Consider the following 20980-nt stretch of genomic DNA (forward strand, 5'->3'; position numbering starts at 1 on the left):
ATTAGGAAGCCCTTTTAAGTTGCTTTTTTTCCATTAACTTGATGACTTCATCAATACTGGAATTTTGTAATGCCGCTGCGAACTGTGAGCGGAAACTTTGCAATAAACTCACTCCTTCCACGCTAATATCATAAATTTTCCACTGCCCATTTTTAGCAACAAGACTATAAGATAATGGAATGTTTTGACCTTCAGCACGAACAATGATGCTGTTAACCCGCAAAAAACGGGAGTTCAGTGAACCCCTTAAAGGCAAAAATTGTACGCTTTCATCAGTATACTGCGCTAATGGGCTAGAATAAGTACGAATTACAAGACGCGTAAATGCTTTTGAAAATTGAGTTCTTTGCATATCGGTTGCCTTGTTCCACGCTTGTCTTCCCAAAACTGAACGCGACATACCTGCAACATCAACAATAGGCAACAAATTTGTTTCTACGGCCTTATAAATGATATTAGGATTATTTTTCAAACTAGACTTATTTTCTTTAAGAGTAGCAATGATGTTATTGGCAGTTTGCTCCAACATAGGTATAGGAGAGTTTTGCGCATTCATTACAGGGGATAAAATCACACTGACAACTAATAAAATTGTTTTTATTATTCTCATGTCTCTGACCTTATTTTTTAATGTTAAATAATAGTTGACCAATTAAATTTTCAAGAATAATTGCTTCTTGAGTTTTTCCAATCACATCTCCATTTCGCAAATAAGGATGGTCTTTATTGTCCTCATCCTCAAAACCAGGAACAATACTAATATAATTAGAGCCAAGCAAACCCTCAGTCAAAATTCGCGCTGAAGCATCATCGTAAGGTATTTTTTTATCACTTCGTAACCGCATCGTGACCTTGGCATTAAGATCCCCCGGTTGTAACTCAATATGAGCTACCTCCCCAATTTTAACCCCTGCTACAGTTACAGGTGCACGTACTTTTAAACCACCAATATCAGTAAAATCAGCCGTTACGTCATAACTATCATGAGACATAAAACTAGAAAGATTGCTCACTTTCATCGTCATGACCAGTAAAGCCAATATACCAAGCAACATAAATAGGCCCACACTAAAATCTACGTAACGTTGCTTACTCATTTACCAATCTCCAATCATCATTGCGGTCAACAGAAAATCAAGCCCTAAAACAGCAAGCGATGAATAAACAACTGTTTTAGTCGTCGCTTGACTAATACCTTCTGCAGTAGGAACACATTCAAATCCCTGGAATACAGAAATCCAGGTTACAACAAAAGCAAAAACTAAACTTTTAATGATACCACTGAGTACATCAATACGGAAATCCACAGCTACTTGCATATTGGACCAAAAACTTCCTGCATCCACACCAAGCCAATGCACGCCAATAAAATAACCACCAAAAATTGCTACAGCTGAAAAGATTAAGGCCAAAAGCGGTAAAGTAATAAAACCTGCAATAAAGCGAGGATAAATAACCCTTCCTAAAGGGTCAACACCCATCATATCCATGCTGGATAATTGTTCTGTGGCTTTCATCAAACCAATCTCAGCGGTTAAAGCAGAGCCCGCGCGTCCTGCAAACAATAAAGCACTGATTACTGGTCCAAGCTCTCTTGAGATGCTTAACGCCAATAACTGACCTAATTGGCTTGAAGCACCAAATTTTTGCAGAGTATTATAACCTTGTAAACCAACAACCATACCAATAAATAATGCGGAAACAACAATAATTAAACACGAGAGAACCCCAACAAAATAGATTTGATAACGCACCAAAGGCCAAAGTCTTGAAATGTCAGGTCGTCTGAATAACATAAAGAACAAGAATAAGCCAGAACTTCCCAAATTTTGCAAAACCCTTGAACCGCGATTACCGATTCGTGTGATGAACTCAAGCATCTAATAGCTCCTCTATATACGATCTGGCGGGATAATGAAAAGGAACAACCCCATCCGCCTCACCATGCATAAATTGTTTAATTTGAGGTTCAGATGATTGAATAAGTTCCGTAGGAGTTCCTTGTCCTATGATTTTTCCACCAGAAATAAGGTAAACATAATCTGCTATAGAACAGGTTTCTTCAACATCATGTGAGACTATAATTGTTGTTGTATGCAGCAATTCATTTAACCGTTTGATCAAACGAACTAAAACGCCCAGAGAAATCGGATCCTGCCCAGTAAATGGTTCATCATACATCATAAGCTCTGGATCCAAAGCAATAGTACGTGCTAAAGCAACTCGCCTAGCCATTCCACCTGACAATTGATCCGGCATCAGATTTGCAGCACCTCGTAATCCCACCGCCTCTAATTTCATCAATACAATGTCACGCAACATGGATTCATTTAATAACGTGTGCTCTCGCAAAGGAAATGCCACATTATCAAATACAGAAAGATGGGTAAATAAAGCGGAGCTTTGAAAAAGTAAGCCCATATTACGCCTTGCTTCATACAAAGCCTTGCGAGGCAATTGATGCATATTTTGGCCATTGACATGAACCAAACCACTGTCAGGTTTTAGTTGAGCACCAATTAGCTGTAATAAAGTTGTTTTTCCGGAACCACTAGGCCCCATAATTGCAGTAATCTTGCCTCGCTTAACCACCATATCAATACCATTGAAAATGCAGCGACTCTCGCGAGTGAAGATTAAATTTTTGATTTCGACCCAATTTTCAGGCATGCTCACTTTCCGGTTATTGCCAAAAGTAGAAGTATACCCAAGATACTTCAAAATGCTAAGCTAAAAATAGCATTTTGAAGTATCTTGGGTATCTATAGGAGGTCGTTTCCATTTCGCTAGCTTGAGCCAAAATGGCCTGATTTTCGAGTACCGAAGCGCAGCATACACGCAGTATGTGAGCATCGGAGCGCAGAAAATCAGGACAATTTGGCCAAGATAGTAGAAATGGAAACAGACCAATACTGGATCACAAAAAAATGAAGTGTTTAATCCTATTTATTCAAATGTTTTTTTGTTAGAATGAAAAATAAACAAAAAACCTCGAATGATCTATGAATTTTTGTACACTTGGACTTGCTGTTATTGAAACCGAAGCACAAGCTGTCTTTGAATTATCCCAAAGAATCGATAGCCGATTTGAAAAAGCATGCGAACTGTTGCTCGCCTGTAAAGGACGGATCGTAGTAACTGGCATGGGAAAATCAGGTCATATCGCGAATAAAATCGCGGCCACCTTATCCAGTACCGGCAGCCCTTCATTTTTCATGCATCCAGGCGAAGCAAGCCATGGGGATCTTGGTATGATTACACGACAAGATACAGTGATCGCCATTTCTCATTCAGGCAACACGTTAGAACTAGTCACCCTACTTCCTTTATTAAAGCGACTGGAAGTTCCACTAATTACCCTGACTGGGAATTCTGAGTCCACCTTAGCAAAAGCAGCGGATGTGAATTTGGATGTCAGTATTAAACAGGAAGCATGCCCACTTGGCCTTGCTCCTACAACCAGCACCACTGTTGCTTTAGTGATGGGCGATGCGCTAGCAATCGCTCTTTTACAGGCCAGAGGATTTAGTGAAGAAGATTTTGCATTATCGCATCCTGGAGGTTCTCTGGGTAAACGACTTTTACTACGTATCGATGAGCTCTGCCACCATGGGGAGCAATTACCCCTTGTTCATGAAAATGCAACTGTGAGTGAAGCCCTAATTGAGGTAACTGACAAAAAGTTGGGCATGACGTGTGTTATTGATCATAAAGGCTACCTTGTTGGGGTCTATACAGACGGAGATGTTCGACGTACTTTAACCCGTCAATATGACATTAACATCACTCCAATTAAAGAAGTCATGACACGTAATGCACGTACAATTCCCAAGGGAATGCTGGCTGCAGAAGCTTTGGCAATTATGCAAAAACATAGTATTACTTCATTAATTGTCATTGATGAAGAAAAACGACCCGCAGCTGTTCTTCATCTCCATGATTTATTAAAAGCAGGTGTTTTTTAAATGAATCAATTAATTGAACGAGCCAAAAACATTAAATGCCTTATCTGTGATTTGGATGGTGTCCTTACTGATGGCCTCTTATATATCGATAACCACTTTAATGAACTAAAAACATTCCACATTCAAGATGGAGTGGGCTTAAAATTACTGATGGCAGCTGGAATTGAGGTAGCTGTTATTACCGGTTCGCGTAATGCAGTAGTAGACCATAGAATGCAGCAGTTAGGTATCGTTCATTATTCTAAAGATCAATTGGATAAACAAGAAACATACAGGCAACTAAAAAATAAATTAAACCTTCAGGATGAACATTTTGCATACATTGGCGATGATCTTCCTGATGCACCAATTATGCAGCAAGTCGGCCTTAGTGTTGCAGTTGCCAATGCAGTACATCAAATTAAAGAAATTGCCATGTGGCAGACAGCGCTACCGGGCGGTCGTGGAGCCGTACGTGAATTATGCGACCTTATACTCAATGCACAAAATAAAATGGATTTGGCTATAGCAGGTTATCTAAAATAATGAATGCAGCAAAACAACTCATGTGGCTTTTTTTTACTTTGATTATCCTGGCATGTACAGGATGGTATTATGGCCATTCAACAACCAAGATTCGTCTGGATCGAGAAACTTTAGCAAATTCAGTGGACACGACAATTTCTAATGTCACAGTACGTCAGTTTAATCAACAAGGAATACTTGCCAACATACTCACCGCCCCATCGATGCAACATATTCAAAATGGGAATGTCTATTTATTTCAAAATCCACATATTATAGTTAGTCAGGAAGAGCAGCCACCTTGGGATATTAGTTCGAAAAATGCCAAGTCATTTGAAGGTGGTAAACGAATCACTTTTACAGGTAATGTCATAGTACGCCAGCAAAAAGGAAGTAAATCACAAGAAAGTACTCTAAAAACAGAGGAAGTAACTTACTTCCCTAAAGAGAAAAAAGCCAGCTCTGATTTGCTTGTAACCTATGAGCAACCAGGTAATGTCATTCAATCGACTGGAATGAATGCTTATCTTGATGAGAAAAGAGTAGAATTACTCCACCAGGCAAGAGGAAGTTATGTTCCAGCGAACGGTTAACTACAGTCTGATTCTTCTTTTAATGGTTACTTCTTCTGTTCTACATGCTTTGACAGAGGATAAAGAAAAAGTAATGCATGTCATGGCAGATTCAGCGAACCTAAGTCAACAAGAACATAAAGGGGTTTATACTGGCAATGTTGAGTTAGTACAAGGAACAACAAATCTGCAAGCGACCAAAGCAGTAACTCTTGGAAATGAAAAAAATCAACTTATTGTTGCTATAGCCAGTGGAACAGCTGGAAAGCAAGCGCATTATTGGACAATCACGGATCACAACAAGCCACCAATGCATGCCTATGCAGATACCATTCGTTATTATCCATTACGCCATTTAATTGAGTTAATAGGAAATGCTCGAGTAGAACAAGGAGAGAACTCTTTTTCTGCTGCAAAAATAAGTTATGACACTGAAAAACAGCATGTCCTGTCTCAAGGTAATGGAAATCAAAGAATAACTATTATTTATCATCCAGAAAAGAAACCATCATGAACATCCTCGAAGCGCGCAATCTAAAAAAATCTTTTAAATCGCGAACTGTGGTTAATGGCATCAGCATCCATATTAAACAAGGTGAATGTGTCGGTTTATTAGGTCCTAATGGCGCTGGAAAAACCACCTGCTTTTATATGATAGTTGGCCTGCAATCATGTGATGAAGGTCAAATTCTCTTGTCAGATCAGGACATAACTACCAATGCTATGCATCAAAGAGCTCGTTTAGGCATCAGCTATCTTCCTCAAGAAGCCTCTGTGTTCCGTAAACTTACTGTTGCAGAAAACATCATGGCCATTTTGGAACTTAGAGCTGATTTAAATGAACAGGCACGTGAAGAAAAACTGGATTTACTACTTCAAGAATTCCACATTACGCATCTGGAAAAAAGCCTAGGCATGGCTTTATCTGGAGGAGAACGACGACGTGTCGAAATTGCGAGGGCTTTGGCTATTGAACCTTCCTTCATTCTTCTTGATGAACCTTTTGCCGGAGTCGACCCTATTTCGGTTCTTGATATTAAAAAAATCATTCAACATTTATGTAACAAAGGCATTGGCGTTTTAATTACTGATCACAATGTAAGGGAAACCCTAGATATATGCGAACGAGCCTATATTGTCAGTCAAGGAAAAATCTTGTGCGAAGGAACCCCGGAGATTATACTGGCCAATCAACAAGTCAGAGCCGTTTATTTAGGCGAAGAATTTACTTTGTAATATTTTGATTTAACATGCTACTCATTATCGACAATTATGACTCATTTACCTACAACCTGGTGCAATATTTTCAATGCCTCAATCAAGAAGTATTAGTTTATACCCATGATCAAATTAGCATAAACCAAATAAAAAACCTTGCTCCAGATCATTTGGTTATCTCCCCAGGCCCAAAAGCACCAGATGACGCGGGCATTTCTATGGAGGCAATTCGTACATTTCATCGAACTATTCCCATATTAGGCGTTTGCCTTGGACACCAAAGTATTGCTCAAGTTTTTGGTGGCCGAATAATCCCTGCACCAGAAATAATGCATGGAAGAACATCAACTATAGAACATAACCAACATGGAATTTTTAAAAATATTCCGAACCATTTCAAAGCAACCCGCTATCATTCCTTGGCAGTAGAAAACGACAGTCTTCCAGAGTGTTTCTCTATCGATGCCTGGGCGAATGATACAATTATGGCAATTTCGCATCGTCAATACCCTGTTTTTGGTCTACAATTCCATCCAGAAGCAATATTAAGCCAATATGGGCTGCAATTATTAGAGAATTTCTTACAATATGAAACCCAATCTACTGTTTGAACACTTGATCGCTAAAAAAAACTTAAGTCCAGAGCAAATGCATACAGTCATTCATGCGTGTATGTCAGGTGAATATAATGAGGCACAAATCGCAACATTTTTAGCGCTCATGCGGATGAAGGGTGAAACAACAGATGAGTTAATTGCCGCAGCTGAAGTCATGCAGCAATTGGCCCATCCCATAGAATTGGGCGAAAATCTAATTGACATAGTTGGAACAGGTGGTGACGGAAAAAATACGTTTAATGTATCTACAGCATGCAGCTTTGTGGTAGCAGCAGCAGGTTTCTCAGTGGCCAAACATGGCAATCGCTCTGTCTCAAGTCGTAGTGGCAGTGCTGACCTACTAGAACAGGCAGGCTTCATTTTGAGCCTTACCGATCAGCAAGTACGAACCTGCATTCAACAATGTGGCTTGGCATTTTTATTTGCCCCCCACTACCACCCTGCCATGCAATATGCGCGAACAGCACGCCAACACTTGGGCATTAGAACTTTCTTCAATTTACTCGGTCCTTTAATTAATCCCGCCCGCGTAAAGAAACAAGTTGTAGGTGTATTTTCAACAAATTGGCAAAAACCTATAGCTTCAGTTCTTGCTCATTTGGGGAGTCAGAGAGCCTTAGTGGTATGCTCCCAAGATGGTTTAGATGAAATCAGTATTGCAGCACCTACAGATGTAATTGAATATCAAGCAGGAACTTTTCATCATTGGATAATTAATCCAGAAAACTACGGCATCAAACATTATTCTTTAGATGAGGTTATTGTTGATTCACCTCGCCGAAGTTTGGAATTAATTCAAGAAGCATTTTCTGGTAAGCAAGGCGCTGCGCGAGATATGGTTTTATTGAATTCCGCCGCAGCAATTTACTGTGCTCAGGAAAATATTTCTTTTGCCGAAGCATTAGAGCAAGCTAAAATCGCAATAGATAGTGGTAAAGCCGGCCAATGTTTTACTCAACTTAGTCAACTAACGCAAACTTTAAATAAAGAATCGCATCATGAATAGTGTGTTACAACGTATTGCCGAACGAAAGCAGGAAGAAGTTACTCTTGCAAAAAAAAATAAACCCTTAAATTTTTTAGTACAACAACCCATTATGGAGCGACGTGATTTCATTGCTGCATTGGCCATTGAGCAAAGCCCAGCAATTATTGCAGAAATTAAACGTGCTTCCCCAAGTAAAGGCTTAATCAGAGAGGATTTTAATGTCGAAGAGATTGCAACAATCTATGCGCAACATGGTGCACGTTGTCTTTCTGTACTTACTGATGTTGATTTTTTTCAGGGTCACCCAGATTATTTAGCGCAGGCAAAAAATCATTGCAATTTACCAATATTGCGCAAAGACTTTATTATTGATCCCTACCAAATTTATGAAAGCCAGGTACTAGGTGCAGATTGTATCTTACTGATTGTTGCCCTACTTGATGATGTCCAACTCACTGATTTTTGCCAATTAGCACATGAACTAGAAATGGCAGTACTTGTAGAAAGCCATAGCAAAGAAGAATTGGAGCGTGCATTACGTTTACCAACACCTTTAATAGGTATTAATAATCGTAGTCTTCATACTTTTAAGACAGACATCCAGCTCAGCATCCATTTAAAACCGTACATTCCCCAAGACAAAATAATCATTACTGAAAGCGGTATTAATACACATACCGATATAAAGCTGATGCAATCTCATGGGATTAATACTTTTCTTATTGGAGAAAGTTTAATGAGGGCTAAAGACATAGGGAAAGCCCTGGATCATCTTATAAATGGGGACTAACGTGATTCGAGTATATTGTAGCCTGGGTGCAGCCTAGCGTAACCCGGGAATAATCTATTCTGATAACCCCGGGTTCCGCTACGCTGCACCCAGGCTACAGAGCTAATCCAGGCTACGTGATTACTCCCAATTAGGCTCAGAAGGTTGTGAAGGCTCAGGCTCAGGAGCACCAGGATCATCTGGCTCATAGGGCTCTGGCTCTGAAGGATACTCATCAGGTTCATCAGGGAACTCATAAGGTTCTGGTATTTCGCCACCGTTTTTCAAAAGAACACCCTTATGTTTGTGGTATTTATAAAAACATTATAGCAAAAGGAAAAAAAATGAAAGTAGCTGCAATCACCGGTGCTGCAAATGGAATTGGCTTAGCATTAAGCCAATTCCATTTGCAACGGGGCAATACTGTAGTTATGGTGGATAAAGACAGCATTAAACTCAAACAAGAGGTCGAACGATTATTGACCCTATTCCCAGGAAAAATTCTGGAAATTCCTTGTGATGTGACTCAACCGAACGAAGTAGCTCTATTGGTGGAACAAATTGAGAGCCAGCTGGGACGAATTGACTGGATCTATAATAATGCTGGTATTATAGGCCAGCTGGCCCCTATCTGGGACTTATGTCCTGAACACATCCAAAAGGTTATGGATGTTAATCTATATGGGATGATTCATATAATTCAGGAGTTTACTCCTTTCTTGTTTCGCCAAACATTTCGTTCACATATTATCAACATAGCGAGTTTATATGCTCTGTGCACAGGGTCACAAACAGCGTCTTATGCTATGTCAAAACATGCCGTACTTGCTTTATCAGAGTCCTTATATTTTGATCTGGTGCGCCTGGAAAAACCAGTAGATGTCTCAGTGGTTTTTCCATCTTTTACAGATACAGCTCTTTTATCCCATACAACCAGTACAAACTCTTCTTTTCATGAAGCATTAAAATCTCTTCTATCCCATTCACGATCTGCGATCGATATAGCCGAACATATAGTTCATGAAGTAGAGCAAAAAAAATTCTATATTTTTCCAGATAAAGAAGTAAAGGGATATTGTGAAGAACGAACCCAGGCAATGATACTTCAAGAAATGCCACATGTTACTAATATTGAAAAATTAATGTGTGCACTTATTAAGCGGCAAGAATCGAGAAATTAATCGTAGCCTGGGTGCAGCGACGCGGAACCCGGGGTCTTCAGCCGTCATCCCGAGTGTAATGAGGGATCTCCCATCAGATAGCACTGCTAGCATGGAGATCCCTCGCGACACTCGGGATGACGGGGTCTTAGCTCGCACCCAAGCAACAATTAATCACGCTTCTAACATATCCAACAACTCTCGACGGAATTTATGATAATCCACTTCTACTGCATGTCGTATGTGTGATTTAAATCGATAATGAGGTTTATTCATTTCCTGGAGTACTTTTTCGTGTAATTTATCAGGTCGTTTCAACGTTCCCATAATGATGCGAGCCACTATTTTTGACTGATAATCAGCGAGCGGCCAAATACATCCTTGAGGTTGGCACAAACCAATAAAATATAAATTATCATAGTCTGGATGCATCATTTTGCGATAAAGTGGTATTTTGGTTGAATTACTAAAGTCAGCAATTTCCTTATCTATAAATGGAAAACTTATTTTATAGCCTGTAGCAAAAATTACTGTATCAAACTCTTCATGATGACCATCGGTAAAATAAACTCGCTTGCCTTCGAAATGAGTAATTCCTGGACGAGGAAAAATTTCTCCGTGCCTAATAAAATAAAGCAATTCTGAATTAATGGTTGGGTGGATTTCTAAAGGACCGCAATCAGGCTTCATTAATTTATATTTAGCATATCGGCCTTGCAAAATACGAATAAAAAAGCTCAATACTTTCTGCCTTAGCCAGGAAGGCATCCATCTGATTTTAGCCACAGCATCATCAGTCGGTTTACCAAAAACAAATTTAGGAAAAATATTATAACCTCGGCGCATACTGATACAGGTTCTTGGGGAAATACGCGCTATCTCAACAGCAATATCACACGCGGAATTACCACCCCCAACGACTAAAACACGTTGGTCCTTAAAAACAGAGGCTTTTTTATATTGATGTGAATGCAGTAATTGTCCAGAAAACTGGCCTGGATATTCTGGCATGAAAGGATCCCAATGATGACCATTAGCGACCAGCAAATAATCAAAACATTCTTCATGAGTACCTTGATCATTTTCAAAAATAACATTCCATTGATGTTGGTCAGTATGTTTTACTTTTAAAACATTGGTATTAAAACGGATGTATTTAGTCAAATCAAAATGATTTGCATAGCTTTTGAAATAATCTAAGACTAAGGTATGTGATGGATAATCAGGAAAGTGCGCCGGCATAGGAAAATCTTCAAACTCAGACCAGCGCTTAGAACTGATAATATGTGTAGTTTCGTAAATACTGCAATGATTATTTTCTTCATCATATACCCAGTTACCACCGATTTGATTATTTTTTTCAAATACGGTGATATCAGTTACTCCTTGTTCTTGCAAATTTTTAATTGCAGCAAGCCCACTTGGACCAGCTCCAATAACGCAGACACGAGGACAATCTTTTTTACCCTTTTGCTTTATTTGCATTACTCGACACCTTTTTCACTTCATCCATTATCATTGCTTGTACAACAGGATCTTTATCAATCGTGAAATGATTCACTTCAATGCCTTTTATCGTAGTAACATTTATATTGTCAATACGAGTTTGTTCCGGATTTACAGCCCTGAGCTTCAAACCACTAAACATGGGTACAAAACCAGGTTTGTAAAAATTCATCGCATGTTTCACATTAGGCGGTACAATTGTTTGAGATACAGCATCAACAGTAACCAGTAAATCCACAGGTATACCTAATTTATCCAGATTGCGTGCTACTTTGATTTGTTCATTCGCCCCCAAAGAATGTCCTACTAAAATAATAGGCCGATGCATCTTATGTTTTTGATAATAAGTGACAATGGAACGTGTCACATCACCCGCGTTGTACCACATATCACTGGGTGCTGGTATATTACATTCCTCAACAACAGTACTACTAAGTGTTCGCATACCCGTACTAAACAGCCCAAGTCCACCTAACATAGTATGTACTTCACCATGGTAGGGTTGCGATTGACTCACCTTCACTTTCTTCGCTGGTTTCACTGCTTTCTGAGATGCAGATTTATGAACCACAGACTGAGCAGTCTTTGGTATTGGCTTTTTCTCAGAGGCCCTACCCCCTGATAAGTCAACACAACCAGCCATGCTCATTGTTATGAGCAAAAACAAAAATGAGCTGAAAGCACCTAAATTTCTATTTTTGAGAAAAGAGTTCATTTTATTTTTATTCTTATTTTTTAGAGGAAAGATCATAGCCTATTCTTAGAAGGTTTGCCAAGATGGCACATGCATGAAGTTCAGTCTTTCGTGCTGTAAGTCTGCGATGAATTTTGGTACTCTGCATCTTAGATAGAACACTTTTTTTGTTTAAAATTCAATCTAAAAGGATTGTTTTCTACTTTTTTGTCATTTTTATGGGATAATCTGAAACTGATCATGGAAAAACAAAACATAATTCTTACTGTCACTCAGTTAAACCGACAAGTTAAAAGCTATCTTGAAAATGAACTGGGAATAGTTCACGTTGAGGGAGAACTCTCTAATTTGAGCAAACCCTCATCAGGACATTTTTACTTTACCTTAAAAGACAGCAGCGCCCAAATTCGTTGTGTTTACTTTAAAAATCGACATGTCAGCGCGCTCACAAAAAAGCTTGCTGATGGTCAACACATAGTCGCTAGCGGAAGATTAAGTCTTTATGAAGCTCGTGGCGATTATCAATTGATCGTGGAACAAATTACCGAAGCAGGTCTGGGTGCACTCTACCAACGTTTTGAAGAATTAAAAAATAAACTTGCGGCAGAAGGTTTATTTGATACAACTAAAAAAAGACCCATTCCAGTCATGCCTCGTGTCATTGGAGTAATCACGTCAACCACTGGGGCAGCAATTCGCGATGTATTATCCACTCTTGCTCGAAGATTCCCTTTAGCAAATGTATTAATTTATCCCAGTGAAGTTCAAGGTTCTGGTGCAGCACAACAATTGATTAAAGCATTACAACAAGCCAATAAAGAGAAACGATGTGATGTGCTTCTTCTTGCTCGTGGCGGAGGAAGTATTGAAGATCTTTGGGCATTTAATGATGAACAATTAGCGCGTCACATTGCAAACAGCTCGATCCCAATTGTATCTGGAGTGGGACATGAAACAGATTTTACTATAGCTGACTTTGTGTCGGATTACAGGGCAGAAACCCCTACAGCAGCCGCCGCAGCAGTGACGCCTGATTGCAATGAATTGTTTAAATTATTAAATCATTCCATCTCACGCTTGCATGAAGCAATACACCGATTTCTGCAAAAATACCAAATCAAATTACAGCATTTAACAGAAAAAATATCCTCACCACAAAAAGCAATTGCTGGTTATTGGCAAACTGCCGATTATCTGGAGCGGCAATTAATTGCTCATATGGTCTATATTATCAAACGAAAAATTCATCAATTGCATCTGTGCATCAATCATCTAAATGCCCAAAATCCCAAAACACAAATTAGACAGACACAAATACTTTTACAGAAAATTACAGTGCAGTTAATCCAGTACATGCAAAATAAAATGAACCAACTTAAATACCAATTAAGAACACAATTGTCCACCTTGCATGCGGTCAGTCCCTTGGCTACACTGGATAGAGGATATGCAATTGCAACGAAAAAAAATAAGGTATTGTTTTCCAGCCAACAAGTAATCATTGGCGATTCGATCGAGGTACTCTTGGCACAAGGTAATTTAACTTGCGAAATCACTCAAATAAACGAGTAAGAAAGTATCTGATCAGAGGTAACTTAATCTTGAGGACAGGTTGGATTTGAACATAGGTTGCGCGAAAATGATGCAGAGGAAATATAGCATAAATCAGTATGCGAGGCTTCAAGAGTATCATTTTCGCGCAAGATGAGCCAAATACGGTCTTTCGTGTATGGCCTTGATGAACGGATACGTAAAAAATGCTTGAAGAATTAAACAATAGTCTGGCCTTCATTATAAGCCAAACAAAAAATAACATCCCTATATTGGAAATTATTTTGTTAATACCCTGGCTTTTCTTTTTTGTAAGTCTGTTCTATAGAAGAATATTATTGCTCGGTATTGTCCCAAGACATGTCCGTGGCTTGTCTGGCATTATATTTGCTCCACTCCTCCATGCAAATTTCAATCACATTTTCTTTAATTCAATTCCTTTGGTGGTTTTAAGTAATTTCATTTTGATCAATGGGCTTAGCTATTTCATAGTTGTTACATTAATGATTACCATTTTAAGTGGAATTGCGATTTGGTGTTTTGCTAAACCTGGGTTACATATAGGCGCTAGTGGTCTTATTACTGGTTACTGGGGGTTTTTAGTGAGTAATATCTATCAAACGGGTACATTAACAACCATAATCTTGGGTATCATCAGCGTCTACTATTTTGCAGGTATTTTCTTGGGCATTTTTCCTAAAGAAAAAGGTATATCTTGGGAGTCTCATTTATTTGGTCTTCTAGCAGGTTTAGCTGTCAGTTATTTATTTGGACTTTACCCCGGGTTCTTACAGACAATTCCAGCTTTATCTAATAATCTTTAAAAATATTAGAGAGCTTTTACAATTCGTTAGCTTGACCAAACTGGCCTAATTTTCGAATACAGAAACGCAGAAAATCAGAACAGCCTGGCTAAGATAGTAGAAATGTAAACAGGCTCTATGCTATTCTAAACATAGAAAAAGAAAAATAACTCGAGAAATCAAAGATGCAATCACTTAAAACTTTTTTTTACGCAAGTATATTAAGTATTCTGATCTCACCCGCATATGCCTCTCAATTTATAGCCAGTTGTTGCAGTGGCATGGGCGGAATTAGTTATTGTGACTCATCAGCTGGTCGGCTTGTATGTAAAAATGGTTTTTATTCCACATGCTATTGCACACCACATGCGGTAATGGATTTACAACTCTTTCGAGGTTGCTGTTTATGGAAAGGCGGTCCTGTTACCACTTATAGTATAACAGGGTTCGTTGTATGTAATGATGGTTCTGTATCTGAAGAATGCTCTTTGCGGCCAGAAGAGAAAATTGCAGCTTGGTAAACTTCCGATATATACTTCATGGTTTTTGCTAATCTGTGAAGTATAATCATCAGGAACACACATGCTCGACCAGATCCAATCTACTATCACTTTATTAAAGAAACAAAAACCCTTAATACTTTGCCTAACCAATTACGTCACTATGGACTTTATGGCGAATAGCCTTTTGGCTTTGGGGGCTGCACCACTTATGTCTGAATCTCGAGAAGAAATTGAAGAATTAGCCAATCTCAGCCAAGCCATATACGTCAATATAGGTACTGTAGATGATGTATTTATGGAAAAAGCCCTATTCGCAGCCCAGGTTGCAAACTCTATAGGTAAACCGTTAATTCTTGATCCTGTTGGTGCAGGTGCAAGCAAACTCCGCACCTCATCAGCAATGAAATTACTTCCTTATGCTCAAGTTATCAGAGGAAATGCTAGTGAAATCCTGTCATTAGCTGGTTCAAATGGGACGACAAAAGGAGTTGAAAGTGCAGATACAGTAACCACTGCAATTCAAAGTGCGCAATTGTTGGCGCAGTCGCAAAAAACAGTAGTGATCAGCGGGCCTGAAGATTTTATAACGAATGGAATAGAGAATAAAATCCTGCCATTTGGTTCCAGCTTTATGCCACTTATTACTGGAATGGGTTGTACAATGACTGCCGTTCTTAGCGCATTTATTGCGTGTCATTCCGATTATTTTCAAGCGACCATCCAGGCTACTGCTTATTTTGGTTTATGCGGGCAATTAGCTCATAAGCAAGCAAACGCACCGGCCTCATTCAAACAGGCATTTATAGACAATCTGTTTCACCCTGACTGGTCTTTAATGTCACAAACAATTGAGAGAGTATCGCAAAATGCACTATAAAGCATTATCTATAGCAGGATTTGATGGTTCTGGTGGCGCAGGAATTCAAGCAGATCTCAAAACCTTTTCTGCTTTAGGATGTTATGGTATGACTGTTCTTACCGCCTTACCAATACAAAACACTTGCGGTGTCAGACACTGCTACAACATTCCATTGCAAGCTATAGAAGATCAGCTTAACACTCTGTTTGATGACATTAAACCCGACAGTATAAAACTAGGTATGCTCTTTAATAGCGAAATCATTGAGCTGGTTTCCGCATTTCTTAAAAAAAGAGCAATAGATATTCCTATTATTATTGATCCTGTAACTGTAGCGAAAAGTGGTGATCCTTTATTATTGCCTGAAGCTGTAAATTCATTGATTACTCGACTGATGCCACTTGCTACGTTAATTACCCCTAATCTTCCTGAAGCAGCAACATTCACAGGAATGAATGCAAACAATGAAGAAGAAATGTTAGATGTCGCTAAAAAGCTACTTGATTTTGGTCCGAGGAATGTTCTGCTCAAAGGCGGACATCTGCAATCCCAGGAGTCGAATGACTTATTAATAGGAATAAACGGAGATACTCATTGGTTTGCGAGTCCAAGAATTGACTCTAAAAATACTCATGGCACTGGATGCACCCTTTCCGCAGCAATAGCAGCTTGTCTTGCTCAAAAAATTGATTTAATCACATCATGTCGCATTGCAAAAAATTATTTATTCCATGCAATACACGCGGCAAAAGAAGAGAGTGTTGGTATGGGAAATGGCCCCGTACACCATTTTTATCATCTTTGGCCAGTGCAATTATTAGATATTTAAAAAATAGCTTGGTTTTTTGTAGCCTGGGTGAAGCGAAGCATAACCCGGGAATCTGTAATAGGGAAACCCGGGTTACGCTTCGCTTCACCCAGGCTACAAAGTATCCAAACAACAATTCTTAAGAATTGACACTGAGGTCATATTTATTCTTAACTAATGTGTTGAGAACTACACGTTCTTCATTTTTTTCAATTAATTCACCAAAACACAATGCGCTGAAAAGAATTAATAAATAGCCTATTGTTGAATAGCAAAATACAGTATCTGAAAAAGATAAGATACAAAAAGAAACCAGAAGGCCTAAAAGGAATGGTTTCATTTTATTTAACTGCATTGTAGTAATAAATAGCGTGCCTATAAAAAAAAGGAAAAGAACAATCCCTACTAAACCAAGTTCTGACAAGGTCAGCCAATATTGACTATGGGGCTCATTAAGCTTATGGCCCCAAGAAGGAATAGGTTGATCTTTAACAAAGTTATACTGAAATCCTCCGGTACCCACTCCTAAAATTGGATGCTTTTCAAATAAAGATTGGGCATATTGATGAAACTGGATTCTAAAACCTAAGGAGGTGTTCGCCTGATTGTTTTGCAAGAGTTTGATTTCATTAATCATTGAAAGAGTTCTATCTTGCATTACGGGACTTAGAGTATAAACCAAACAAATTGCCCCAAAAAATACCACCATCCCTAATAGTGCTTTTTTGGGTGTAAATTTTTGTAAGATAACCAAGGACATTAAAATTCCATAAGTAACATAGCCTGTTCTTCCAGTATTAATAAATAATATTTGATAACTTCCCACTAATATCATAAGTAAGTAAAAAAAGCGCATCCAACTGCTTTTATTATTCTCTAATACTAAAATTAGGGCAAAATAAACTCCTAAGGCAATCATAAAACCAGTAACGATATGATTGTAAAAAATATATCCCGGATCTTCAGTATTTATCACAAAAAGTTGTATCTCCTTAAGACATGAAAGAATGCTGGTGAGTAACATCACCAATATATAAGAATTTAAAACCCATAGTCTTGTCTTTGGTTTAACAAACCCCACAGCAAGAATGGGTAAGAAAATGAGTTTAGAATATTTATCAATAACATTATATTGTAAGGAAAATGGAGCTTGAGACCAGAAACAAGCAATAAGGACAAACAAAAACAAAACAAGTGCGGAACGAGCCCATAATGTATTAAATGCATAAGGTAAAAATTGTCTGTAATAAGGAGTTAATAGCAAAGCAAGCAAGCTTAATATCAATAAAATTGATTTAATACTGCTACTTATAGGAATAAAAAAGACCAATAAAACAAGAAAGGTTGGTGCAATTAAATTAATTTTTCCTTCTAGGAAGCTTCGTATCAAATTAATTCCTCTGCACTTTTTGCCAAAGAAGGCAATTGTTCCATATCAATATCTTGATACAATTGCTTAATGCCACGATAAAAAGTTCCTTGTGCATTAAATACTGCAAATAAAAAACCTATTCTGCCATCCAAAAAACCACATTGCAAGATATAGCATCTGAAGAACATCCATGAAGTACTTGCCAGCGTTTTTATAAAGCTGGGAGTTCTTTTCTTTTGTATATATGTTTTTGCACTATAAGATGAATATTTATTCATTTTATAAAGCACGTGACTTACATCTTTAAATGAATGATGCATAATAGTATTTTTGATTTTACCAATCCGAACTCCCTCTGGAAGCACTATTTTTTCATGCACAATATCGTTGCTAAAATGTGCATTAGCTCGTTTAAAAAGACGAATGTGACGCTTAGGACTTGAAGAATACTTTAGTGGTTGATTATAAAAATACATTTGAATTGCTATCCTGAAAGCATCTGCTGCATCGGATGCCATAGCATCTATGATTTCTCGTTGCAATTCCTCACTCACTGACTCATCAGCATCAAGATTCAATATCCAATCACCATGAGCTTTCGATAATGCTCTTTGTTTTTGAGCACCATAGCCAGGCCAGTCAGTAGAGAAAACGTGTTCGGTATATTCTTTGGCAATGGCAACTGTTTTATCGGTGCTTCCCGAATCCAGAACAATTATTTCGTCAGCAAATCGAACGGATTCGAGACACCTTCTAATATTCCTCTCTTCATTTTTGGTTATTATTGTTACAGTCAACGTCATTTAAAAAACACCCTCTCTATGATCATGACTATCGAAATGTAACTTACCGTCTTTAACTTTTAAGGTGACATGACCACCATGCATTAATTTACCGAATAGCAACTCATCAGCAAGAGGTTTCTTCACATTCTCCTGAATCAGTCTGGCCATTGGTCTAGCCCCCATTACTTTGTCATAGCCATGTTCAATAAGCCATTCACGAGCCATTTTATCCACATTAAAGGTAACCCCTTTATGGCTTAATTGTTCGTCTAATTCCATAATGAATTTATCAACTACTAAACCAATCGTTACTGCATCCAATGGAGCAAAATTAATGATCGCGTCAAGTCTGTTTCTAAATTCAGGGCTAAATTGTTTTTTAATTACTTCAAGGCCATCATTGCTGTTGTCTTGTTGTGAAAAACCGATAGAATTTCGTACTATCTCTCCTGCACCGGCATTAGAAGTCATTACCAGGATGATGTGTCTAAAGTCTGCTTGACGACCATTGGTATCGGTTAAAGTGCCATGATCCATGATTTGCAACAACAAATTAAATACATCTGGGTGTGCTTTTTCTATTTCATCGAGCAACAACACAGCGTGCGGATTTTTAGTCACAGCCTCTGTCAGCAAGCCACCTTGATCATAACCAACATATCCTGGAGGAGCACCAATTAAACGGGAAACTGTATGTTTTTCCATGTATTCAGACATATCAAAACGGAGTAATTCTATGCCTAAAACATTAGCTAATTGTCGAGTTACCTCTGTTTTTCCAACACCTGTTGGTCCAGCAAATAAGAAACAACCCACTGGTTTTTGCGGATCTCTCAGACCAGAACGACCTAATTTAATTGCAGAAGCCAATGCTGTAATTGCTTGATCTTGTCCATAAACTAAAAGCTTTAAATCACGCTCTAAATTACGTAAGGTATCTTTATCACGAGCAGATACTTTCTTAATTGGAATGCGTGCGATTTTTGCAACAACACTCTCAATTTCAGTGACACTAATTATTTTTTTACGCTTGCTTGCTGTTAATAAATTTTGATAGGCACCTGCTTCATCAACAACATCAATTGCTTTATCGGGCAAAAATCGGTCATTAATGTATTTTGCAGACAACTCAGCAGCAGCTTTTAATGCAGGAATCGTGAATTTCACGCCATGATGTTCTTCCAATCGCCCTTTTAACCCTTTCAATATTTCAAAAGTTTCATCTACTGTAGGCTCTGGAATATCAATTTTTTGGAAGCGTCTTGCTAAGGCTCTGTCTTTTTCAAAAATACCTCGGTATTCCTGATATGTTGTAGAACCAATGCATTTTAACTCACCATTTGCCAGCAAGGGTTTAATTAGATTTGATGCATCCATAACACCACCTGATGCTGCACCAGCGCCAATAATAGTATGAATTTCATCAATAAATAGAACGGCCCCTTCCTGTTGTCCTAATTGTTTTAACACTGCTTTTAATCGTTTTTCAAAATCACCACGGTATTTAGTACCAGCAAGTAACGCACCCAAATCAAGTGAGTAGACGATACAGTCACGGATCGCATCGGGTATTTCACCATCCACTATACGCCGAGCGAGACCCTCCGCAATTGCGGTTTTTCCAACCCCTGCTTCACCAACGAGTAATGGGTTATTTTTCCTACGACGACACAAGACCTGAATTGTACGTTGTATTTCTTCATGACGTCCGATTAAAGGATCAATCTTTCCTTGTTTTGCACGTCTGTTAAGGTTTGTACAATAGCTTTCTAAAGGTGACTCATTACCTTCTGACGAACCCATATCATCTTCCATGGAGTTCATGTTTTCATGCATGTCATTGTTTTGATATTTAGACACACCATGAGAAATATAATTAATCACATCAAGTCGTGTGATATTCTCACGACGTAAAAAATAAACTGCCTGGCTTTCTTGCTCACTAAAAATTGCTGCTAAAACGTTAGCTCCAGTTACCTCAGTTTTTCCTGCAGATTGGACATGAAATACTGCGCGTTGTAATACACGTTGAAAACCTAAAGTAGGCTGGGTTTCTCTATCTAATTCATCTTCAGGAATTCTAGGAGTAGTTTCATCAATAAACTCAATTAAATCACGACGGAGTGCTTCAATATTTGCATCACAGGCCTGTAATACACTTCCAGCCGCGGGGTTATCAAGCAATGACAACAACAAATGCTCAACGGTCATAAATTCATGACGTTTCTCTTTTGCTTCCTTGAAAGCTAAATTCAAGGTGAATTCAAGTTCTTTATTTAACATTGTCGTTGCTCCTCTTCAGCCCA

24 protein-coding genes are annotated in these 20980 nt (G+C 38.5%); 14 read left to right on the forward strand and 10 right to left on the reverse strand.

Annotation, left to right across the window (positions count from 1 at the left end; all coding sequences use genetic code 11):
* Position 1: 1 nt before the first annotated feature.
* Genes Lstg_RS01995 through Lstg_RS02010 form a run of 4 tightly spaced genes read right to left on the reverse strand, consistent with a single transcriptional unit; the run spans position 2 to position 2670 of the window.
* A complete protein-coding gene (locus tag Lstg_RS01995; protein ID WP_058476000.1) occupies positions 2–610 on the reverse strand; it encodes an MlaC/ttg2D family ABC transporter substrate-binding protein in 609 nt (202 codons plus the stop codon).
* A gap of 10 nt (positions 611–620) precedes the next feature.
* Positions 621–1097: an outer membrane lipid asymmetry maintenance protein MlaD gene (gene mlaD, locus Lstg_RS02000; RefSeq protein WP_058476001.1), complete on the reverse strand. Its 477-nt coding sequence runs from the start codon at positions 1095–1097 to the stop codon at positions 621–623.
* Positions 1098–1880, reverse strand: coding sequence for a lipid asymmetry maintenance ABC transporter permease subunit MlaE (gene mlaE / locus Lstg_RS02005; RefSeq protein WP_058476002.1), 783 nt, complete (start codon positions 1878–1880; stop codon positions 1098–1100). It abuts the gene before it with no gap.
* On the reverse strand, positions 1873–2670 hold the full coding sequence (locus Lstg_RS02010; protein WP_058476003.1) for an ATP-binding cassette domain-containing protein: 798 nt from the start codon (positions 2668–2670) through the stop codon (positions 1873–1875). Before Lstg_RS02010 ends, mlaE begins: the two co-directional genes overlap by 8 nt.
* 332 nt (positions 2671–3002) lie before the next feature.
* Here Lstg_RS02010 and Lstg_RS02015 point away from each other — a divergent pair, with 332 nt between their 5' ends.
* Genes Lstg_RS02015 through trpC form a run of 8 tightly spaced genes read left to right on the forward strand, consistent with a single transcriptional unit; the run spans position 3003 to position 8654 of the window.
* Positions 3003–3965: a KpsF/GutQ family sugar-phosphate isomerase gene (locus Lstg_RS02015; protein ID WP_058476004.1), complete on the forward strand. Its 963-nt coding sequence runs from the start codon at positions 3003–3005 to the stop codon at positions 3963–3965.
* The gene (locus Lstg_RS02020) at positions 3966–4490 is read left to right on the forward strand and encodes a KdsC family phosphatase (RefSeq protein WP_058476005.1); all 525 of its coding nucleotides are present in this window, start codon (positions 3966–3968) and stop codon (positions 4488–4490) included.
* On the forward strand, positions 4490–5062 hold the full coding sequence (gene lptC, locus Lstg_RS02025) for an LPS export ABC transporter periplasmic protein LptC (RefSeq protein WP_058476006.1): 573 nt from the start codon (positions 4490–4492) through the stop codon (positions 5060–5062). The genes Lstg_RS02020 and lptC overlap by 1 nt, the downstream gene beginning before the upstream one ends.
* Positions 5043–5555, forward strand: coding sequence for a lipopolysaccharide transport periplasmic protein LptA (lptA, locus tag Lstg_RS02030; protein ID WP_082650779.1), 513 nt, complete (start codon positions 5043–5045; stop codon positions 5553–5555). The genes lptC and lptA overlap by 20 nt, the downstream gene beginning before the upstream one ends.
* Positions 5552–6277, forward strand: coding sequence for an LPS export ABC transporter ATP-binding protein (lptB, locus tag Lstg_RS02035; RefSeq protein ID WP_058476007.1), 726 nt, complete (start codon positions 5552–5554; stop codon positions 6275–6277). The genes lptA and lptB overlap by 4 nt, the downstream gene beginning before the upstream one ends.
* A gap of 14 nt (positions 6278–6291) precedes the next feature.
* Positions 6292–6870 carry an anthranilate synthase component II gene (locus tag Lstg_RS02040; RefSeq protein ID WP_058476008.1) on the forward strand — a complete coding sequence of 193 codons (579 nt, stop codon included), beginning with the start codon at positions 6292–6294 and terminating at the stop codon, positions 6868–6870.
* The gene (gene trpD / locus Lstg_RS02045; protein WP_058476009.1) at positions 6848–7882 is read left to right on the forward strand and encodes an anthranilate phosphoribosyltransferase; all 1035 of its coding nucleotides are present in this window, start codon (positions 6848–6850) and stop codon (positions 7880–7882) included. The genes Lstg_RS02040 and trpD overlap by 23 nt, the downstream gene beginning before the upstream one ends.
* Complete coding sequence (trpC, locus tag Lstg_RS02050; RefSeq protein ID WP_058476010.1) at positions 7875–8654, forward strand: indole-3-glycerol phosphate synthase TrpC; 780 nt, start codon at positions 7875–7877, stop codon at positions 8652–8654. Before trpD ends, trpC begins: the two co-directional genes overlap by 8 nt.
* Positions 8655–8774: 120 nt before the next feature.
* Here the strand turns inward: trpC and Lstg_RS17850 are convergent, their stop codons facing one another.
* Positions 8775–8921: a hypothetical protein gene (locus tag Lstg_RS17850; protein ID WP_165481739.1), complete on the reverse strand. Its 147-nt coding sequence runs from the start codon at positions 8919–8921 to the stop codon at positions 8775–8777.
* 56 nt (positions 8922–8977) lie between these two features.
* Here Lstg_RS17850 and Lstg_RS02055 point away from each other — a divergent pair, with 56 nt between their 5' ends.
* Positions 8978–9814, forward strand: coding sequence for an SDR family NAD(P)-dependent oxidoreductase (locus Lstg_RS02055; RefSeq protein ID WP_058476011.1), 837 nt, complete (start codon positions 8978–8980; stop codon positions 9812–9814).
* Positions 9815–9967: 153 nt separating this feature from the next.
* Here the strand turns inward: Lstg_RS02055 and Lstg_RS02060 are convergent, their stop codons facing one another.
* On the reverse strand, positions 9968–11278 hold the full coding sequence (locus Lstg_RS02060) for a flavin-containing monooxygenase (protein WP_058476012.1): 1311 nt from the start codon (positions 11276–11278) through the stop codon (positions 9968–9970).
* Positions 11256–12014, reverse strand: coding sequence for a hypothetical protein (locus Lstg_RS02065; protein ID WP_058476097.1), 759 nt, complete (start codon positions 12012–12014; stop codon positions 11256–11258). The genes Lstg_RS02060 and Lstg_RS02065 overlap by 23 nt, the downstream gene beginning before the upstream one ends.
* Before the next feature lie 219 nt (positions 12015–12233).
* Here Lstg_RS02065 and xseA point away from each other — a divergent pair, with 219 nt between their 5' ends.
* From xseA to thiD, 5 genes are all read left to right on the forward strand, one after another.
* Positions 12234–13565 carry an exodeoxyribonuclease VII large subunit gene (gene xseA, locus Lstg_RS02070; protein ID WP_058476098.1) on the forward strand — a complete coding sequence of 444 codons (1332 nt, stop codon included), beginning with the start codon at positions 12234–12236 and terminating at the stop codon, positions 13563–13565.
* Between the two features lie 185 nt (positions 13566–13750).
* Complete coding sequence (locus Lstg_RS02075) at positions 13751–14368, forward strand: rhomboid family intramembrane serine protease (protein WP_058476013.1); 618 nt, start codon at positions 13751–13753, stop codon at positions 14366–14368.
* 164 nt (positions 14369–14532) lie between these two features.
* On the forward strand, positions 14533–14868 hold the full coding sequence (locus tag Lstg_RS18125) for a hypothetical protein (RefSeq protein ID WP_058476014.1): 336 nt from the start codon (positions 14533–14535) through the stop codon (positions 14866–14868).
* A gap of 61 nt (positions 14869–14929) precedes the next feature.
* Positions 14930–15727, forward strand: coding sequence for a hydroxyethylthiazole kinase (gene thiM, locus Lstg_RS02085; RefSeq protein WP_058476015.1), 798 nt, complete (start codon positions 14930–14932; stop codon positions 15725–15727).
* Positions 15717–16538 carry a bifunctional hydroxymethylpyrimidine kinase/phosphomethylpyrimidine kinase gene (thiD, locus tag Lstg_RS02090; protein ID WP_058476016.1) on the forward strand — a complete coding sequence of 274 codons (822 nt, stop codon included), beginning with the start codon at positions 15717–15719 and terminating at the stop codon, positions 16536–16538. The genes thiM and thiD overlap by 11 nt, the downstream gene beginning before the upstream one ends.
* Before the next feature lie 118 nt (positions 16539–16656).
* Here the strand turns inward: thiD and Lstg_RS02095 are convergent, their stop codons facing one another.
* The 3 genes from Lstg_RS02095 to clpA are packed head-to-tail and all read right to left on the reverse strand — an operon-like array spanning position 16657 to position 20957.
* Positions 16657–17907 (reverse strand): O-antigen ligase family protein, encoded by a 1251-nt coding sequence (locus Lstg_RS02095; RefSeq protein ID WP_058476017.1) that lies wholly within the window; start codon positions 17905–17907, stop codon positions 16657–16659.
* Positions 17904–18692 carry a glycosyltransferase family 2 protein gene (locus Lstg_RS02100; RefSeq protein WP_058476018.1) on the reverse strand — a complete coding sequence of 263 codons (789 nt, stop codon included), beginning with the start codon at positions 18690–18692 and terminating at the stop codon, positions 17904–17906. Before Lstg_RS02100 ends, Lstg_RS02095 begins: the two co-directional genes overlap by 4 nt.
* Positions 18693–20957 carry an ATP-dependent Clp protease ATP-binding subunit ClpA gene (gene clpA, locus Lstg_RS02105; RefSeq protein ID WP_058476019.1) on the reverse strand — a complete coding sequence of 755 codons (2265 nt, stop codon included), beginning with the start codon at positions 20955–20957 and terminating at the stop codon, positions 18693–18695.
* Between the last annotated feature and the right edge of the window lie 23 nt (positions 20958–20980).

The sequence above is a fragment of the Legionella steigerwaltii genome (assembly GCF_001468065.1).
Taxonomy (GTDB): domain Bacteria; phylum Pseudomonadota; class Gammaproteobacteria; order Legionellales; family Legionellaceae; genus Legionella; species Legionella steigerwaltii.

Excerpts from the sequence above, each read along its gene's own strand:
- Lstg_RS01995 (WP_058476000.1), bottom strand. The coding sequence starts at position 610 with ATGAGAATAATAAAAACAATTTTATTAGTTGTCAGTGTGATTTTATCC.
- mlaD (WP_058476001.1), bottom strand. The coding sequence starts at position 1,097 with ATGAGTAAGCAACGTTACGTAGATTTTAGTGTGGGCCTATTTATGTTG.
- mlaE (WP_058476002.1), bottom strand. The coding sequence starts at position 1,880 with ATGCTTGAGTTCATCACACGAATCGGTAATCGCGGTTCAAGGGTTTTG.
- Lstg_RS02010 (WP_058476003.1), bottom strand. The coding sequence starts at position 2,670 with ATGCCTGAAAATTGGGTCGAAATCAAAAATTTAATCTTCACTCGCGAG.
- Lstg_RS02015 (WP_058476004.1), top strand. The coding sequence starts at position 3,003 with ATGAATTTTTGTACACTTGGACTTGCTGTTATTGAAACCGAAGCACAA.
- Lstg_RS02020 (WP_058476005.1), top strand. The coding sequence starts at position 3,966 with ATGAATCAATTAATTGAACGAGCCAAAAACATTAAATGCCTTATCTGT.
- lptC (WP_058476006.1), top strand. The coding sequence starts at position 4,490 with ATGAATGCAGCAAAACAACTCATGTGGCTTTTTTTTACTTTGATTATC.
- lptA (WP_082650779.1), top strand. The coding sequence starts at position 5,043 with ATGTTCCAGCGAACGGTTAACTACAGTCTGATTCTTCTTTTAATGGTT.
- lptB (WP_058476007.1), top strand. The coding sequence starts at position 5,552 with ATGAACATCCTCGAAGCGCGCAATCTAAAAAAATCTTTTAAATCGCGA.
- Lstg_RS02040 (WP_058476008.1), top strand. The coding sequence starts at position 6,292 with ATGCTACTCATTATCGACAATTATGACTCATTTACCTACAACCTGGTG.
- trpD (WP_058476009.1), top strand. The coding sequence starts at position 6,848 with ATGAAACCCAATCTACTGTTTGAACACTTGATCGCTAAAAAAAACTTA.
- trpC (WP_058476010.1), top strand. The coding sequence starts at position 7,875 with ATGAATAGTGTGTTACAACGTATTGCCGAACGAAAGCAGGAAGAAGTT.
- Lstg_RS02055 (WP_058476011.1), top strand. The coding sequence starts at position 8,978 with ATGAAAGTAGCTGCAATCACCGGTGCTGCAAATGGAATTGGCTTAGCA.
- Lstg_RS02060 (WP_058476012.1), bottom strand. The coding sequence starts at position 11,278 with ATGCAAATAAAGCAAAAGGGTAAAAAAGATTGTCCTCGTGTCTGCGTT.
- Lstg_RS02065 (WP_058476097.1), bottom strand. The coding sequence starts at position 12,014 with ATGAACTCTTTTCTCAAAAATAGAAATTTAGGTGCTTTCAGCTCATTT.
- xseA (WP_058476098.1), top strand. The coding sequence starts at position 12,234 with ATGGAAAAACAAAACATAATTCTTACTGTCACTCAGTTAAACCGACAA.
- Lstg_RS02075 (WP_058476013.1), top strand. The coding sequence starts at position 13,751 with ATGCTTGAAGAATTAAACAATAGTCTGGCCTTCATTATAAGCCAAACA.
- Lstg_RS18125 (WP_058476014.1), top strand. The coding sequence starts at position 14,533 with ATGCAATCACTTAAAACTTTTTTTTACGCAAGTATATTAAGTATTCTG.
- thiM (WP_058476015.1), top strand. The coding sequence starts at position 14,930 with ATGCTCGACCAGATCCAATCTACTATCACTTTATTAAAGAAACAAAAA.
- thiD (WP_058476016.1), top strand. The coding sequence starts at position 15,717 with ATGCACTATAAAGCATTATCTATAGCAGGATTTGATGGTTCTGGTGGC.
- Lstg_RS02100 (WP_058476018.1), bottom strand. The coding sequence starts at position 18,692 with ATGACGTTGACTGTAACAATAATAACCAAAAATGAAGAGAGGAATATT.
- clpA (WP_058476019.1), bottom strand. The coding sequence starts at position 20,957 with ATGTTAAATAAAGAACTTGAATTCACCTTGAATTTAGCTTTCAAGGAA.